A 15,715-nucleotide genomic window follows, 5' to 3' on the forward strand; every position below is an offset into this window, starting at 1 on the left:
ATTATGCTAATATTATAAATATATGTTGTGGAGGTGACGGGATGATTGGGGAAGAAATTTTAACAATTAGTAACTTACAAAAAAGCTATGGAACAAATGATGTTCTCCAGGGAATTGATCTTCATGTTACACGAGGAGAAATTATCGGATACATTGGTCCCAATGGTGCGGGGAAAAGCACAACTGTGAAAATCATTCTTGGGATTGAAGAAGGTTACACTGGTGAAGTAAAGCTATTCGGAAGAGATATTGCAGATGGAAACATTGACTACAAGCGGAAAATCGGCTATGTCCCTGAAATTGCTGAAGTATATGATAATTTAACTGCACATGAATATTTAACATTTATTGGTGAACTATACGGCATGGACTTTGATTTAGTAGATTATAAGGCTAAAAGATTAATGGAATTGTTTGGAGTTGGGGAAGTGTATTATTCAAGAATTTCATCCTACTCTAAAGGGATGCGACAGAAATTATTAATTATCTCCAGCTTATTACATAATCCGGAAATTTTGTTTTTAGATGAGCCGATTAATGGCTTGGATGCAAACAGTGTCATGATTTTTAAAGAAATCTTGGCTAATCTCGCGGAACAAGGAAAAACGATTTTCTATTCCTCACATATCATGGATGTCGTTGAAAAAATCAGTAGTCGAATTATCTTATTAAATGGCGGGAAAATCGTTGCAGATGGAACATTTGCCGATCTACAAAATCAAAACAAAGAAGGAACGTTGGAGGAAATCTTCAATCAATTAACAGGATTTAATGAACATAAAGAAATTGGTGAAAGATTCGTAACCATCGTTCAAGAGGTGTAGAGATGGAAGACTTTCGTACATTAAAAGTTCTTGATCGTTTTAAAGGTATGTTTGAGAAAATGGGTGTCGATTATTCGATCATGAGACGGATTTTACAAGTAAAACTCATGATGGATCAAAGACGGGTACCTACCATTTTCAGTCAATCAACGAAAAGAAAAAAAGCGAAAGATACGAAGGAAGGAAACGGCTTTATTAAATCACTTTGGATTTATGTGCTGGTAGGCCTTTTTACCATTCCATTTATTGCATTAGGAAATCATTATATGTTTCAAATGAGTATTTTCTTTGGGATTACGATGTTTATGGTCATGTCCTCAATGATCTCAGATTTTTCTTCCGTTTTGCTCGATGTTCGGGATAAAAATATTTTACAAACAAAACCGATTAGCCGAAAAACCATCAGTGTTGCTAAATTTGTACACATAAGTATTTATTTATTTTTTCTAACGTCTTCGATTGCAACGATTCCGATGGTCGTTGGCTTATTTAAACATGGGATTGTATTTTTTCTAATTGGCATTATTGAATTAATCTTAATTAATTTATTAATTGTTGTTATCACCGCTTTACTATATATCCTTATTTTACGGTTTTTCGATGGCGAGAAACTGAAGGATATGATTAATTATGTTCAAATTGGTTTATCACTGGCGTTAATGGTCGGATATCAAGTCCTCATTCGATCATTTGAAATTTTCGATTTCAATATTGTTCTTCATCCACAATGGTGGCATGTGTTTATTGTCCCAATGTGGTATGCAGCCCCATTTGAATGGCTAATTAATGGGCAGACTGCTTCCTTTTATCTAATCTTTTCAAGCTTAGCATTAATTGTTCCAATTGTTGCGTTTTACATTTATCTTCGTTTAGTTCCAACATTTGAAAAAAATCTGCAAAAGCTATCCAGTCATAGCAAAATAAAGGTGAAAAAGAAAAGTAAATGGAAAGATGCTTTATTAAGTTGTATTTGTAGAAGTAAAGAAGAGCGTGCTTTCTTTCGATTTGCTAGCTTAATGATGAAACAAGAACGCGATTTTAAATTAAAAGTGTATCCATCACTGGGGTTTTCCTTTGTTATTCCCTTTATCTTTATCTTTAGTGTAATCAGGGAAGGAAGCTATGAACAAGTAGCATCGGGTCATTCGTATTTAACGATTTATTTTAGCATGATTATCATCCCTACCATTGTCATGATGCTTCGTTATTCAGGGAAATACAAAGGTTCATGGATATATAAAACATTACCAATCAAGGATTACTCCACATTATTTAAAGGGACATTAAAAGCTTTTTTAGTTAAACTTTACATTCCCGTCTATTTATTATTAAGTATCATCTTTGTTGTCATTTATGGTGGGAGAATTGTACCTGATTTAGCAGTTGTGTTAATCGATTCGTTTTTATATACAATGATTTGCTTCTTAGTTTTGAAAAAAGCTATTCCATTTTCAGAAGCATTTGAAACGGTCGGTCAGAGCGAAGGGTGGAAAGCTTTCTTACTTCTCATCCCGATAGCAGTTTTCGCTGGGATTCATTTTTTCAGTTTGTCTAGTAGTATTGGAATCTATCGGATTAACCCCCGAATTTTGGACAGTATTTCTCTTAATCTCACTTTATCTTAAAATTACATTCTTTTTCGTTTCCTTTTGTCCTTTTGAGATCATAGCCATTGCTTCCATTCCTTCAAGGGTAAAGGCTTCGCCCGACTATCGTCGCCCTTGATTCCATTCCAGAAATGGCTGAAATAATTTTTGGGACAAAAGGAAGAAAAAATGGAAGGGGCGATTAAACCCGTACCTCTTTGATTTTCACGTTTTCACATTGTTGCTGTTCATAAAACTCATTTGGCGATAAGTCTAAAATACTAGAATGCATGCGTCTTTCGTTATAAAACACCATAAACTCTGCGACTGATTCATAGGCTTGTGCATACGTTTCAAATTGCCATCTTGATAAACAATCATCTTCAAAAATTCTATGAAAAGACTCAATGTGAGCATTCATATTTGGCGTTTTTGGTGGAATTCTTTCATGTTCTAGTGTATATTTTTCACAAAATTCTTCAAAGGTATGGGAGATAAACTGTGGCCCATTGTCTGTGCGAATCACAGGTTTTTCCCTTTCATTTATCTGCTGGCGCTTGAATAATGCCCGCAAAAGAGTTTGTTTTAGGTCTTTTGCTGTGCAGCTTAATCCCATATAGTATTCGACAATACTACGATCATACACATCGATGATGGACAATACAAAGAAGAATCGGTCTTCACCTTCGATGTAGCCATATTTAATGTCAATTTCCCATAATTTGTTCGAACTTTTAATCGTCCGATTTCGTGCTAGTTTTCTAGGGTATGAGACTTTCTTTTGCCGTTGCGGGCGTAAAATATCAAGTTCTTTGCACAACCGGTAAACTTTTTTCTTGTTAATGATAAGATGGTATTTTCGACGAAGTAATTTTGTTAATTTACGATAGCCATAGTTGAAGCCATCGCCTGCAATTTCTTCAAGTAGGTATTCTTTGATTTGTTCATCAGATACCTTTTGGCCGTCCTCTTTGATGGAATAACCGGGTGCTGGCCGTCCCTCACTTACTTTCTTCTCTTCCACACGATAGTTCTTTTGATAATAGTATGTGGATCGAGAAATACCAATGATTTTCAGCACTTTTTTGATCGGGTAGCCTTTTTGAATCCAACGATCGGCTACTTCAAGTTTTTCAGCAAGTGAGGGTTTTTCTTTTTTATAAGATCTCGTAGAATGGCGATTTCAAGGTCTTTTTCACCTAATATTATTTTTAGCTTTTCATTTTCCTCGGATAACTCTTTAGAATCAATATCTGGCAGCACAGTAACATCTACTTCACCGTATTTGCCATCTTTATATTCACGAATCCAACGACTTACCATGTTCGGATTCAGTTCGTATCGACGTGCTACTAACGAATTATTGCCTGTCTCAGTGGCTTCTTTTACGACTTGTAATTTGAAATCTTTTGAGTGTTTTGTTCGTTTCATTATGTCAGCCTCCTTGGTACATTAAGTAGTATAATATTTATTACTCTTACTGTCCAAGTTCATTTAGGGGCTATAGAGCTATCTTAATATAGTTATAACGTTTATTGTTAATTTGATTGTTTGGAAGATAGGGATTAGGAAGAGTTAAAGAAAAGGTCTTAAATATAGAATCATATGATTCTGAAATTAGAAGAAACAGAAGAAAAAAGAGCAAGCTTTTTAGGTGGGTCGAAACTTTACCCTATGTCTTTCCAATTTTAAGTCAACTTTTAATTTTCAATACGTTATTTTTGAAAATACTTATATCATTTAGCGATCGGATCAGACGATCCAATCTGTTTAGGAAGGAAACAGTAATTGTACTAGGACGAAAGACTGACACCGGATTTTTAAATGATGAATTGTTTATTAAAACTTTATGATCGGCAATGAAAGGATGCATATTGATCGGATTTTGAATGATGAACCAAAAATCGGTTTTTTAAAAATAGGAGTTAGGCGTTTAAATGAGACGAAGGGTTGTCTTAAAAAACATCTTTAGGAAAATTGGAAAATAAAAGCTAAATAAAATGATGGAAACTAATGTTAATTTCCCAATACAAACTAGATTTAACAATTGTTATACTGAATTACAAGTAGAAGAAATAAAAAATATTCTACGATAAAAATTCAATTTAGGGGGAGGGGAGAATATGAAAAGAAAAGTAATCACTTTTTCACTATTAGCATTGTTAGTTTTAGGAGCAATAGTACCAATAGCATCAAAGGCTGCGGAAACATGGAATTATGGATATAGCAAAACAACCAAGCAGTGGTATAACCATTACTATCATTCCGGTTTCAAACATTATGGTACAATTACAAAAAATGGTGTTACTTACACTGGTCCAATTGCACAACCAGGATATTGGTCTCAATTGAATTTAGATTATAACGGACCGTATGCTGTCACTTATAATAAGTATATTATATTGTAACTAAGTAAAAAAAGGGGATTTATGAAATATATAAATCCCTTTTTACTTTAACAAAGGAGATAATATATGATTGAAATAATTAATATGAATAAAACATTTGATAGAAAAACTATTTTTAAAAATTTTAACCTAGAAGTAAAATCAGGAGAATTCGTTGGAGTAGTTGGGAAAAGCGGACAAGGAAAAACAACCCTTTTAAATATAATTGGTACTTTAGAAGAAGCTGATTCAGGTATTATAAAAATAATGGATAAAGATATTCATAAAAAAAAATATAAAAGACTTTTATTAAGAGATCAATTAGGCTTTATTTTTCAAAACTATGCTTTAATCGATAATGCATCAGTAAATGAAAATTTAGAAATTGCACTTAAACATAAAAAGATGAAAAAAACACAAAAAAGTGAAGCTATATCTTTAGTTTTAAAAGAGGTAGGTCTAGAAGATTATGGTAAGGAAAAAATACATACCTTGAGTGGTGGAGAACAACAACGTATTGCGATTGCTAGATTACTACTAAAAGACCCCTCATTGATTTTAGCAGACGAACCTACTGGATCACTGGATATTGAAAATCGAGATATTATTGTGGCATTGTTTCAGAAATTACAAAAACAAGGAAAAACTATTATTATGGTCACTCACGATAAAGATTTAACCAAATTCTTTTCAAGAACAGTACATTTATAAGGGGATAGTTATGAAAAAATTAATTTTCCTTCTCTTTACAACAACTATTATAGTTGTAAGTTTTTTATCAATAAAACAATTTGAATATATACAATTTCAATCTTTTAATAATGATAATTCAGGTGATAAATTGAACATCGTTGTTGAAGGAGGAAATCCTCAAAAAAGCAAGGTTGAAAATTTTCGTTTATTAGAAGATATGGCAGTAAATGCAAATGTGGACTTACAACGAACGTCTTATGAAACGTATAAAAACAATAAAGATAAAAGGGTGTATTATGTAGCTTTTCGTGAAAATACCAACTACTTCAAAAATATTAAACTAAAGTCGGGGGAATTTTTGAATAGATATAGTGATCCTAATGATTTTCTTTCAACAATAGAAACTTATGATAATAACCAAGTCGGCCAGCTTGAAATTTTTCATAGTTTTGACCCAATTGAAATTCGTCCAATGATTTCTGCTTCAAAAACAAGAGATATTAAAGGAACTTATACTTTGAACGGTATAGAAAATGCAGAAAGGTTTAAAAAGATAGCATTAGAATATGGATTTACTGTTAAAACTTCAAAAGAGCAGTCTCAAAGTTTGATTACTAAATACCCCTACCAAGATATGATGTATAAAGCATTGTTAATATTATGTTTTTTAATAATGCTTGCATTGTTATACGATGTAATTAATGCCTATAAAGAAATAGCAGTAAGACATTTGTTTGGGTATAACTTTTGGCAAATTGGAGGTTATTTATTAAGAAAATATATTAATATTTTTCTTAATTCTTTTGCTACTGGATTCATAGCATTAATAGTATATTTATATTTTTATAATCAGTTCCAACAATTTTTTCCCTTTTTATACTTTTGGATGAAAAATATTATTCCAGTACTTTTAATAGTCACATTTATTTTTATTGTTACATGGTTGGCAACTAAAAGTATAAATATTTCTCAAATGATCAAAAATAGAAAGCCTATCAAATTGTTGTTTTATTTAAATATTGTTGTTCGCTTTATTATAGCTATTTTTCTTATTCTAGGTTTACAAGAGGGGATCAGTGCTTTTCTTGGTTTAAAGAGTACTATGACTAAACAAGAAAAATGGTCATTATTGAAAGATTATTCCTATTTAGGAGTAGTAGCGACTCCTAATCCAAGTTTGTTTAACTTTCTACATAATGAAAAAAAGCAAACTCAATTTAAACAATTATATAAGGATCTTGAGTCTCAGGGAGCTATCTTTATTTCTCCATCCCCTTACTATATGAATAGTTCCATTGACTTACCCTTAGACCCAAACCCTTGGGGTATGGAAGGGAGAAAAATAGAAATTAATAAAAATTATTTATCCGTTAATCCAATTATTGATATTAACAACAAAAGAGTAAAGGTTCCGGAGACTAGAAAAAACGAAATAACGGTTATTGTGCCAATAAAGTTTAAAAAACATGAAAATAATATCAAAAGCACTATAGAAAAAGATTATATGGATATATATAATAGGAAAGATATTCAGCCGCCTAAAGCGAATATTTTGTATGTTATGAATAAACAATCTTACTTTACTTTTTCTACCAATATGGGACAAAATAATAATTATGAGATCAATGATCCAATTGCTGTTATTGTTAATGAAGAGTTTGATCCCAATATATTAGCAAACACCCTTTCTATGGGATATGGATACTATACTAAAAATAGTGGGGATAAAAATCCTTTCAAGTTAACACAGGATGCCTTGGAAAAATACTCTTTAAATGAAATATGGCAACCTATTTCAGTTGCTTATTCAATGGTAGAATTAAAGATAGCAAATGATAGAGAGGTACTCGAATTAACAACAATATACTGTATCCTATACTTAATCTTAGCAACTGTTTTACTATTCTTTTCTTCGGTGTATTATCTAGAAATAAACAAACAATCACTGGCTTTACAATGGATTTTTGGTTATAACTTTTTTGAAAAACATAACCTAGTTTACCTTGTAATATTAGTATTTTGGAATATCTCCTTTATGGTTTGCTTTTTTATTACTAGTGGGACTTTATTACTTACTAAAGTAACCCTAGGGCTTGCATGTTTTGATGTATTATTAATTAGCAGTTTTATTAGTATTAAAGAATATAATATTACCAAACAGATTCTAATTGAAAAGTGATGTTAAAAAAGGGGGTAATAAAAATTGACTCAAACCAAAAAGGTAATGATTAGCCTGACAATTGTAATACTCTTTTTTTCTTTTGGAATTTACATTTCTTCTTTCTTTTTAAGCAATAAAGAAGGTACAAATGAAATAACAAATACATCATTAAAAGAAGAGAGTTCACAACGAGAAAAAAACACAATTTTAAATTCGGATACTGTCCATAAAAATAAGTACTACATTGTTTACATTAAGCAAGATGATGGTAAAGCTTCATCCTTTGTTCCAAAGAAACTCAACCCTAGCTTTAAGGAAGATGCTGATTATAATGTGAGTATTTCGATAGATGACAATGGCAATATTCTTAATGATGGAAAAATAATTGTAGTTGATAATTTCGTAATTTCAAAGGAAAATAAAAAAACAATAAAAAAAATAGCAGGGGAAGAAAATTATAAGGGTGCTTTAAAAGAAATTGAAGAGCGAGTAATTAATGCTAAAAAGAGTATGGAGAACCCGATATATTCTAACTAACATTAATGTTAAGTAAATTAAAAAAGTATCTGTGCTTAAGTTAAACTATATCTAGCTATGAATTATTCCATCCCTAGTTTGACCACTTCAAAAACCGAAAAAGTGCAATTAAGTAAGAACCTCATTTGGTAAATAGTTTTAGTAATTCTATTATCCCAAATTGAGGTGATTTTTTTTTTCTTTTAACATTGATACCTATTTTTTGGGGTGCGTTTTTTCAGCGGTCTCAACCTGATCCTTAATTCCGTATTCAATATAGCTACAAGATAATAATGAATATTTCCTATGAAAATTCCTCAACGATAACAGCCTAAATATGTTGGATTCTTAATCTATCTTTTGCAGAACTAATAATTCTAAAGAAAGCAATCAAATATTTACTTATCTTATTCATTGCAAATTTCTTTATAATCTAGCAAGATACCGATACTATTAAATATGAAATTCACAAAATTTTTAACAAGGAACGATGAAATGAAAAAATTAGCTTTTCTCCTTCTGTTTGCAGTTGCTATCTTGATTGGTTGTGCTTTCAATAATACGAATGCAAAACAGGATAAGAACATATATGTGGCTTTAAATGGAAATGATCAAAATAATGGTACAAAATCAAAGCCGTTTCGTACATTAAAAAAGGCAGCTTCTGAAGCGATGGCTGGAACGACCGTTTATATCCGTAAAGGAACCTATTATGAAAAGCTTATTGTTAAGCATAGCGGCACAAAGTCAAAACCAATAATTTTTAAATCCTATAATAATGAAAAGGTTGTTCTTAGTGGGAAAAAAATAAAGAATGTTGAAGGCGATACATCACTTGTCGATATTAAGAATAAAAACTATCTAACTATTAGTGGAATCACGATACAGGATTTGACAACTAAATTAACAGATGAAACAGTAATGGGGATTTATGTAACAGGATCAAGCAGCCATATTAAATTAGAAAATAATCATGTACGGCGGATTGAGACACGTGCAAAAGATGGAAATGCTCATGGAATTGCAATATATGGTACCGGCCCAATGAAGGACATAACGATTTCGAAAAATACTGTGGAAGAATTAAAACTCGGTTCGAGTGAATCTCTTGTGCTTAATGGAAATATTAATGGCTTTAAAGTAGAAAATAACCTCATCCGCCGAAATGATAATATCGGAATAGATCTAATTGGCTATGAAGGAACCTCTGCTAATAAAAAAGCTGACTATGTACGTAATGGGATAGTAAAAAATAATAAAGTATATGAAATATCCTCTTACGGCAATCCCGCTTATGGAAAAGATTATTCTGCTGGCGGAATTTACGTCGATGGTGGAAAAAATATAAACATTGAAAGAAATACTATTTATAAAAACGATATCGGTATCGAAGCAACCTCCGAACACGCTAAAAAATATGCAGAACATATAAACATTAAAAACAATATTATTTATAACAACTTTTACACCGGGATTTCGATTGGCGGATATGATGAAAAAAGGGGAGGTACGATAAATTCGACGATCTCTCAAAATATCATTTATCGGAATGATACGAAGGGGCTGGATGGAGGTCAGCTTTTATTACAGCATGATATAAAAAACAATGTGATAGAAAAAAACATTTTGACAGCCGGACCATCTCGCTTATTTATCGCCAACTATTTTACAACCAATCAAAAAAATAAACTGATTAAAAATGTATTTCACAAAGAAAAGGGCAAGTCCGGTATTTGGGTATGGAAAGACGAAGAATACACGTCGTTTCCTAAATTCAAAAAGGTCTCAAAAAGTGATGTGAAATCCAGTTACTTAGATCCGAAATATGTAAATGCGAACAAATATAATTTTAGATTAAAAAAAGATTCACCTGCGAGGAAAATAGTCGACTAACTTTTTATAGGACAAGGAGAAGGGTCGGTCCTCCCATCATGCGAGGAGGTTATTTTTAAATGATTAAAGCTGTCCTCTTTGATCTGGATGGCACTCTTTTAAATCGTGATTTATCTGTACGGGAATTTATATGTGATCAGTATCACCGTTTTTATCGTTTCCTTGGTCACATACCGAAAGAAAAATACGTATCTAAGTTTATAGAATTAGATTGCAGAGGTTATGTATGGAAAGATAAAGTATATGAACAACTTGTAAATGAATATAACATACATACAATAACTGTGTTTTGCAAGTAAAAAGTACATAAAAGTGCAATAAAAAATACATAAGCTTGCCAGCCTAATTTTAGTAATTATTTTTGTCGTGAAAGTGCGTGTGTAACTCTGTAACTATCTCCTGTAAAACTTAAAATATGTGCGTGATGAATAACTCGATCGACTAATGCTGCCGTTAGCCTGGAATCGACAAAAATACGATTCCATTGGCTAAATTCAAGGTTCGATGTGATGATTAAACTTTTTTGTTCATACCAGTCGGATATTAATTGAAATAATAACTCAGCCCCATCTTTGCTGAACGGGATATATCCCATTTCATCGAGTATTATGAGATCTACTTTTTTGAACTTATTTCGAAATTGCTGTAGCTTTCCTTCTTTCCATACTCTTTCTAGTGTATCGACTAAATCAGACACACGATAGAAACGAACTTCGTAGCCATTTTGACAGGCCTTACGCCCTAACCCTGTAGCTAATAAGGTTTTCCCAGTGCCAGGAGAACCAGTTAAAATGACATTCTCATGTTGATTTATAAAATGTAGTTCACATAGCTCTTTCGCATCTATGTGGGGAGGGAAACGAACCTGTTCACTCCATTGAAATGCCTCTAAAGTTTTCTTGCTAAGAAACCGTGCTTTTTTAATTAAACGTTCAGCCTTTGCTTCCTCACGTAGTTGTAGCTCTCTATGTAATAGACTTTCTAGATACTGCTCGGGGTTCTCAAATGGGATAGTATCAACTATGTCTGCTACATAGGCGAGGCGAAGAGTTTTACAAATCCTTTTTAGTTCAGAATTCAAACCTTATCACTCCCTTCGCGAGAAGGGGATTGAAGTTCGTCATACATTGCCCAATTGACATCATAGGGATGAGAATCGGGTTCATACATTTCTTCCGTTTGATCATTCAATAACTCGTAAAATCGATCATTGATTTCTCCCATTTCATGATTAGCTAGTAGGCTAATTAACCATTTCAGTCTTTTTTTTCTTATCGACAAATTACTGATATTAATATATTCATAGATTCGACCTGGTAGATAAGGTGAATAACGTGAATAGGTTACAACCCGCGGCTTATGTAACCAAGATTTAAGAATAGACGACCAAGGAATTTTGCGACTTTTATTCATGTAAGGTCGATATTCTGCATGCAGGATTTCTCCATAAGGTGAAATAACTTTAAATTTGTCCCAATACTTTATAACGTGCAATTGACCATAGTTATATCCCTTGGGGATATGTACTTTAGTTTTATCAATTACTATTTCCCCATACTTATTTGCTTGCATCAGTTCCTCTTTAAATACAGGATAATCTTCATCGGGTAAGGCTAAAAGATATTGATGTTCCTCCTCTAGTAATTTTCGAATGGGGACATGCTTTTCATAATGAACACGCTCACGGTCCTTGGTTAAATGTTCTTCTAGGATTTGAGACAAATGCTCAAGGTTATTTATTACAGGTGATGGTGTTACAAAGTTGTACCGAATATAACCTACTTTATTTTCCACATTTCCTTTCTCATGCCCACTTCTTGGATTACAAACCTGCGGTTCAAAACCGTAGTGACTTGCAAATTGGAGGAATTCGTCTGTGAACGTTGCCTCTTGATTTCTTCCCCTCGGCTGAATAACTGCTGCCTTTAAATTATCAATCCGAACTTTCTTAGGTACTCCACCAAGTTGATTAAACATCGCTTTGAGCCCATGTAAAAAGCATTCTTGATTTTCGCCTGGCAATGGTATACAGTAAGCTGCATTACTATAAGGAAGTGTCATCAGAAGACAATGAACATCAATATACTTCCCATCCTTCACGGCCTCAGTTATTCCAAAATCAACTTGTGCCTCAGCTGGCGGATGATCCAAACGTTCCGAATTCTTATCCCTTTCTTCTATGCGATCTTTACCTTCACGCCAGTCAGCGATGAAATAACAGAGGGTTCGATAGGACCCCGTGAACCCCATTTTTACAAGATCATTAAAAATCTTTTTATTAGTCCTTCTTAATTTTTTCTTTAACTTTTCATCTTCTCCTAGCCAGTCGGAAACTATCTCCCCCCAATTTTCCTCATACATCATTCCACTTTTCTTTTTAACCATTTCTTTGGGGACTTGATCGTCATCTGCATATTTCTTTGCAGTTCTCCAATTAATCCCCAACGTTTTTGAAATTTCATTTATAGATAGTGATTTTCGATTTCGTAATAATTTGATACAATTAACTTCAGACATTGCTAGCATTCCTTTCAACCTCCACTGTATTGCTTCGACACAATTACAGTAGAGAAATATTGGATGGCTGGCAAGTCTTTTTTTGTATAAAAATAAAGTGCAACGTTATGTACTTTTACTTTTCATAACTCTGCACTTTTATTTTGCCATACACAATAACGCCGGAACAACTGTTGGAAGATTATATAACCCAATTTAAAAATAGTTGTGTACTATATCCTAATCTAATTGTAATGCTTGAAATGTTAAAAGATAATAACATGAAGTTAGGTATGATCACCAATGGGAAAGGTCAATTCCAAATGGATAATGTTGCCGCTTTGGGAATTGAAAACTATTTTGATGCCATTTTAATCTCCGAATGGGAAGGCTGTAAAAAGCCGGAACCTCAAATTTTTGAAAAGGCACTAAGAAAGTTAAATGTGTCGGCAAGTGAGAGTCTATTTGTTGGTGACCACCCGGATAATGATGTGAAAGCGGCAGAAAATGCTGGGATGAAAGGGATTTGGAAAAAGGATGAGTATTGGGGAAAGGTAGAGGCGGATTATATCATCAATGATCTATCGGAAATCCCTATTATATTGAAAGAGGCGGGGGAAAATGGAATCAGAATTGCTAAAAATATTTGATGATAAGAGAAATCCAATCGGTGTGGCTTCCCGTGAAGAAGTCCATAAAAAGGGATTCTGGCATGAAACCTTTCAATGCTGGTTTGTTAGCAAAGAAGAGGAAAAGGAGTATATTCTCCTTCAAATAAGAAGCGGGCAAAAAAAGGATTATCCAAATCTTCTTGATATTACTTCAGCCGGCCATTTATTAGCCTCCGAAACTGTACAGGATGGCATTAGGGAAATTAAAGAAGAAATCGGAATCGATGTTAGATTTAAAGATCTTATTTCATTAGGAATATTTGATTATTGTGTAACGCGTGAAGAGCTGATTGATAAAGAAATTGCCCATGTATTTTTGTATAAAAGCAACCATACACTGGATGATTTTGTATTACAGAAAGAAGAAGTTACTGGCATGGTAAAAATTGAAATGGATGCCTTTTATGAATTTTGGTTAGGGCGAAATGAGCATGTCAGTATAAAAGGATTTTTGATTGATAAAGATGGAAAAAAGGTTGAGATTAACCGATTGGCTTGTAAAGAAGATTTTGTCCCGCATGAAAACTTATATTATGAAACGATTATAAGGTGGATTTATAATGAGCTTTAATAACTGTATATCAGCTGAGTAGAAATCATGCACTTGGGGAATGAGAATACGGCCAAAGCTTCCCGAAATCAAGGGAATGAAGCCCAAGACCGGAGCAAAAAGTCCAACTTGGTCGTCAAAGCGCCGGAATGAAGCCCAAGACCGAAGCAAAAAGTCTAACTTGGTCGTCAAAGCGCCGGAATGAAGCCCAAGACGGGAGCAACCGGCCCAACTTGGTCGCCAAAGCGCCGGAATGAAGCCCAAGATCGAAGCAACCAGCCCAACTTGGTCGCCAAAGCGAGCAAATGAGCCAAGCAAATGTGATGTGAACGGAGGATGCGAGCACTTGAGCAAAGCAAATACGAAATGAACTACCCGCAAGCAGAGGATACGAGCACTTGAACCAAGCAAATGCAATGTGATCTTCCCGAATCAAAAGGATTCATAAACAAAAACAAGACATCGTTCAAGAGATTGTGAACGATGTCTTGTTTATTTTCCGATACGCTCAATAAATTCATTCAATTTATCTAGCGAAAGTAAGTTTTGATTACATTTTGTGCTGTCTTGACAAATATAGTTCCCTCGTTTAAAAAAGGTATCTCTCACTGCTCCTTTTGTTTCTGATAAGAACAACCCAACTTCTTCGTGCCGGCCGCATAGCGCGCAGACATTTTTTTTGTTTAAAATTGTATACGATCCTTGTAAACCAATTAACTTATCATTTTTTTCGGCTACGATAAACTTTTTATTCGATCCTTTATCAATCCATCCCAAATACGAAATTTCTCGAAAATCCACGCTTTCTAAAAAAGGCGCCTTTAATTTTTTTACTTTAGGAAACAATTTTTTTAATGATTGTTCTGTAACTTTTTTAAAGGGAATAACGAAGGGTTTTAATTGAGATAAAAAGTCTTCTACATTTGTTTTGTCCTTAATAGCAGAAATGGGAGCGAGTAACTGTTTTTGTTCTTCATTTATATTCGTAAACAAATTCATTACTTTTTCCTCGGATAAAGATTTTATTGCACTTAGGACAGCTTTATCATTAACAGACGCGTGACTATTCGCTAGAACTAGGGCTTGATCTTTAATAAAGTTAAATTGATCATTTCGAATAAAGGGTTCCACTTTTTTTCCCTCCTATAGGTGAAATTCAAAACCACACAATTCACTTTAAAGGAAAAAACTTGCTTTTGATAGGTATTAAATGTTTAATAAACAAACTCTACATAAAAAAGCACTGACTTAAATCAGTGCGCTTTTCTATTTGTCTAGCTTCAGCGCCTATCGACTAGAAAACTTCAGGACTTTTCCCTACGATAAGTCAACATCGATTCGCCTTGCAGGCTCACCGTGTTTCCTTTATCTCAGTCAAAGTCCCTCCAGTTTTTACGTCGATGAGCAAGGCGCTTCCGCTTTTCTTGAATAAACAATTTTTTTGATCGTTTCAACGGAAAGAAAATAGTCATCTGCTAATTGATGGATGGATCTGCCGTTTTTAAAGGCGGTTTTAATCTCACTATTTCTTTCATCAATGAATTTTCTTCCACCAGATTGCGTTCCCCATTTTCGGTAGGATGCAGCCGGCTTCGGTATATAAATCGTTTCACCTTGAACATACTTTTGAATTTCTGCTAGCAAGCTTTCAGGTAAAACTGTATTTGCTTTCACATATTTCATTTTTGGTCAGCCCCTTATCTTTTTCGATAATTAAAAGTAAGGTGCAAAGCCAAAAATATTAGAAAGTGTAGATAGGCGAATCAATAAATGTTATGTCCACCTCATGCAAAGGATCGCCTTTCTAATACTAGGCTTTGCATGAGACGCTGCGGATTCTGGCAAACAAAACGTCATTGCCATAAGAACACCACCCTTCAAATGTTTTGATTTACAACCATTTTATTTCTCACTATTATAAAATAAAAGTATGAATAC

Annotated in this window: 14 protein-coding genes and 2 pseudogenes; 10 read left to right on the forward strand and 6 right to left on the reverse strand. The window is 33.5% G+C overall.

What is annotated here, in order from left to right; all coding sequences use genetic code 11:
- The first annotated feature begins 41 nt into the window (after positions 1–41).
- Together MKY81_RS08075 and MKY81_RS08080 are read left to right on the forward strand one after the other, a co-directional pair.
- Positions 42–824 (forward strand): ABC transporter ATP-binding protein, encoded by a 783-nt coding sequence (locus MKY81_RS08075; protein WP_181294674.1) that lies wholly within the window; start codon positions 42–44, stop codon positions 822–824.
- A 2-nt stretch (positions 825–826) separates the two neighbouring features.
- Positions 827–2,449 carry a hypothetical protein gene (locus MKY81_RS08080; RefSeq protein ID WP_341117460.1) on the forward strand — a complete coding sequence of 541 codons (1,623 nt, stop codon included), beginning with the start codon at positions 827–829 and terminating at the stop codon, positions 2,447–2,449.
- A 163-nt stretch (positions 2,450–2,612) separates the two neighbouring features.
- Here the strand turns inward: MKY81_RS08080 and MKY81_RS08085 are convergent, their stop codons facing one another.
- Entirely contained in the window at positions 2,613–3,491 is an 879-nt protein-coding gene (locus MKY81_RS08085) for an IS3 family transposase (RefSeq protein WP_328797664.1), read from the reverse strand.
- A gap of 38 nt (positions 3,492–3,529) precedes the next feature.
- A complete protein-coding gene (locus MKY81_RS21105; protein WP_107919767.1) occupies positions 3,530–3,841 on the reverse strand; it encodes a transposase in 312 nt (103 codons plus the stop codon).
- A 692-nt stretch (positions 3,842–4,533) separates the two neighbouring features.
- Here MKY81_RS21105 and MKY81_RS08090 point away from each other — a divergent pair.
- From MKY81_RS08090 to MKY81_RS08115, 6 genes and pseudogenes are all read left to right on the forward strand, one after another.
- On the forward strand, positions 4,534–4,818 hold the full coding sequence (locus MKY81_RS08090; RefSeq protein WP_066233623.1) for a lactococcin 972 family bacteriocin: 285 nt from the start codon (positions 4,534–4,536) through the stop codon (positions 4,816–4,818).
- Positions 4,819–4,884: 66 nt separating this feature from the next.
- Complete coding sequence (locus MKY81_RS08095; protein WP_066233626.1) at positions 4,885–5,508, forward strand: ABC transporter ATP-binding protein; 624 nt, start codon at positions 4,885–4,887, stop codon at positions 5,506–5,508.
- A gap of 10 nt (positions 5,509–5,518) precedes the next feature.
- On the forward strand, positions 5,519–7,669 hold the full coding sequence (locus MKY81_RS08100; RefSeq protein WP_066233629.1) for an FtsX-like permease family protein: 2,151 nt from the start codon (positions 5,519–5,521) through the stop codon (positions 7,667–7,669).
- A gap of 24 nt (positions 7,670–7,693) precedes the next feature.
- Positions 7,694–8,188 (forward strand): hypothetical protein, encoded by a 495-nt coding sequence (locus MKY81_RS08105; RefSeq protein WP_066233632.1) that lies wholly within the window; start codon positions 7,694–7,696, stop codon positions 8,186–8,188.
- A gap of 474 nt (positions 8,189–8,662) precedes the next feature.
- On the forward strand, positions 8,663–10,060 hold the full coding sequence (locus MKY81_RS08110) for a right-handed parallel beta-helix repeat-containing protein (protein WP_108072487.1): 1,398 nt from the start codon (positions 8,663–8,665) through the stop codon (positions 10,058–10,060).
- Between the two features lie 59 nt (positions 10,061–10,119).
- A pseudogene (locus MKY81_RS08115) lies at positions 10,120–10,344 on the forward strand (HAD hydrolase-like protein); the annotation flags it as partial.
- A 71-nt stretch (positions 10,345–10,415) separates the two neighbouring features.
- Here MKY81_RS08115 and istB read toward each other — a convergent pair.
- Positions 10,416–11,141, reverse strand: a complete 726-nt coding sequence (gene istB / locus MKY81_RS08120; protein WP_107958189.1) for an IS21-like element helper ATPase IstB — start codon at positions 11,139–11,141, stop codon at positions 10,416–10,418.
- Positions 11,138–12,586: an IS21 family transposase gene (istA, locus tag MKY81_RS08125; protein WP_108073412.1), complete on the reverse strand. Its 1,449-nt coding sequence runs from the start codon at positions 12,584–12,586 to the stop codon at positions 11,138–11,140. The genes istB and istA overlap by 4 nt, the downstream gene beginning before the upstream one ends.
- A gap of 146 nt (positions 12,587–12,732) precedes the next feature.
- Between istA and MKY81_RS08130 the strand changes: the two are divergent.
- Positions 12,733–13,206 (forward strand): annotated as a pseudogene (locus MKY81_RS08130) (HAD family hydrolase); the annotation flags it as partial.
- The gene (locus MKY81_RS08135; RefSeq protein ID WP_108072493.1) at positions 13,178–13,798 is read left to right on the forward strand and encodes an NUDIX hydrolase; all 621 of its coding nucleotides are present in this window, start codon (positions 13,178–13,180) and stop codon (positions 13,796–13,798) included. The pseudogene MKY81_RS08130 and the gene MKY81_RS08135, both read left to right, overlap by 29 nt.
- A 471-nt stretch (positions 13,799–14,269) precedes the next feature.
- Here the strand turns inward: MKY81_RS08135 and MKY81_RS08140 are convergent, their stop codons facing one another.
- On the reverse strand, positions 14,270–14,908 hold the full coding sequence (locus MKY81_RS08140; RefSeq protein ID WP_108072495.1) for a FusB/FusC family EF-G-binding protein: 639 nt from the start codon (positions 14,906–14,908) through the stop codon (positions 14,270–14,272).
- A gap of 261 nt (positions 14,909–15,169) precedes the next feature.
- Positions 15,170–15,460 carry a CD3324 family protein gene (locus MKY81_RS08145; RefSeq protein WP_066236065.1) on the reverse strand — a complete coding sequence of 97 codons (291 nt, stop codon included), beginning with the start codon at positions 15,458–15,460 and terminating at the stop codon, positions 15,170–15,172.
- Positions 15,461–15,715 lie beyond the last annotated feature (255 nt).

This window comes from Heyndrickxia sp. FSL W8-0423 (assembly GCF_038009395.1).
Classification (GTDB): domain Bacteria; phylum Bacillota; class Bacilli; order Bacillales; family Bacillaceae_C; genus Heyndrickxia; species Heyndrickxia sporothermodurans.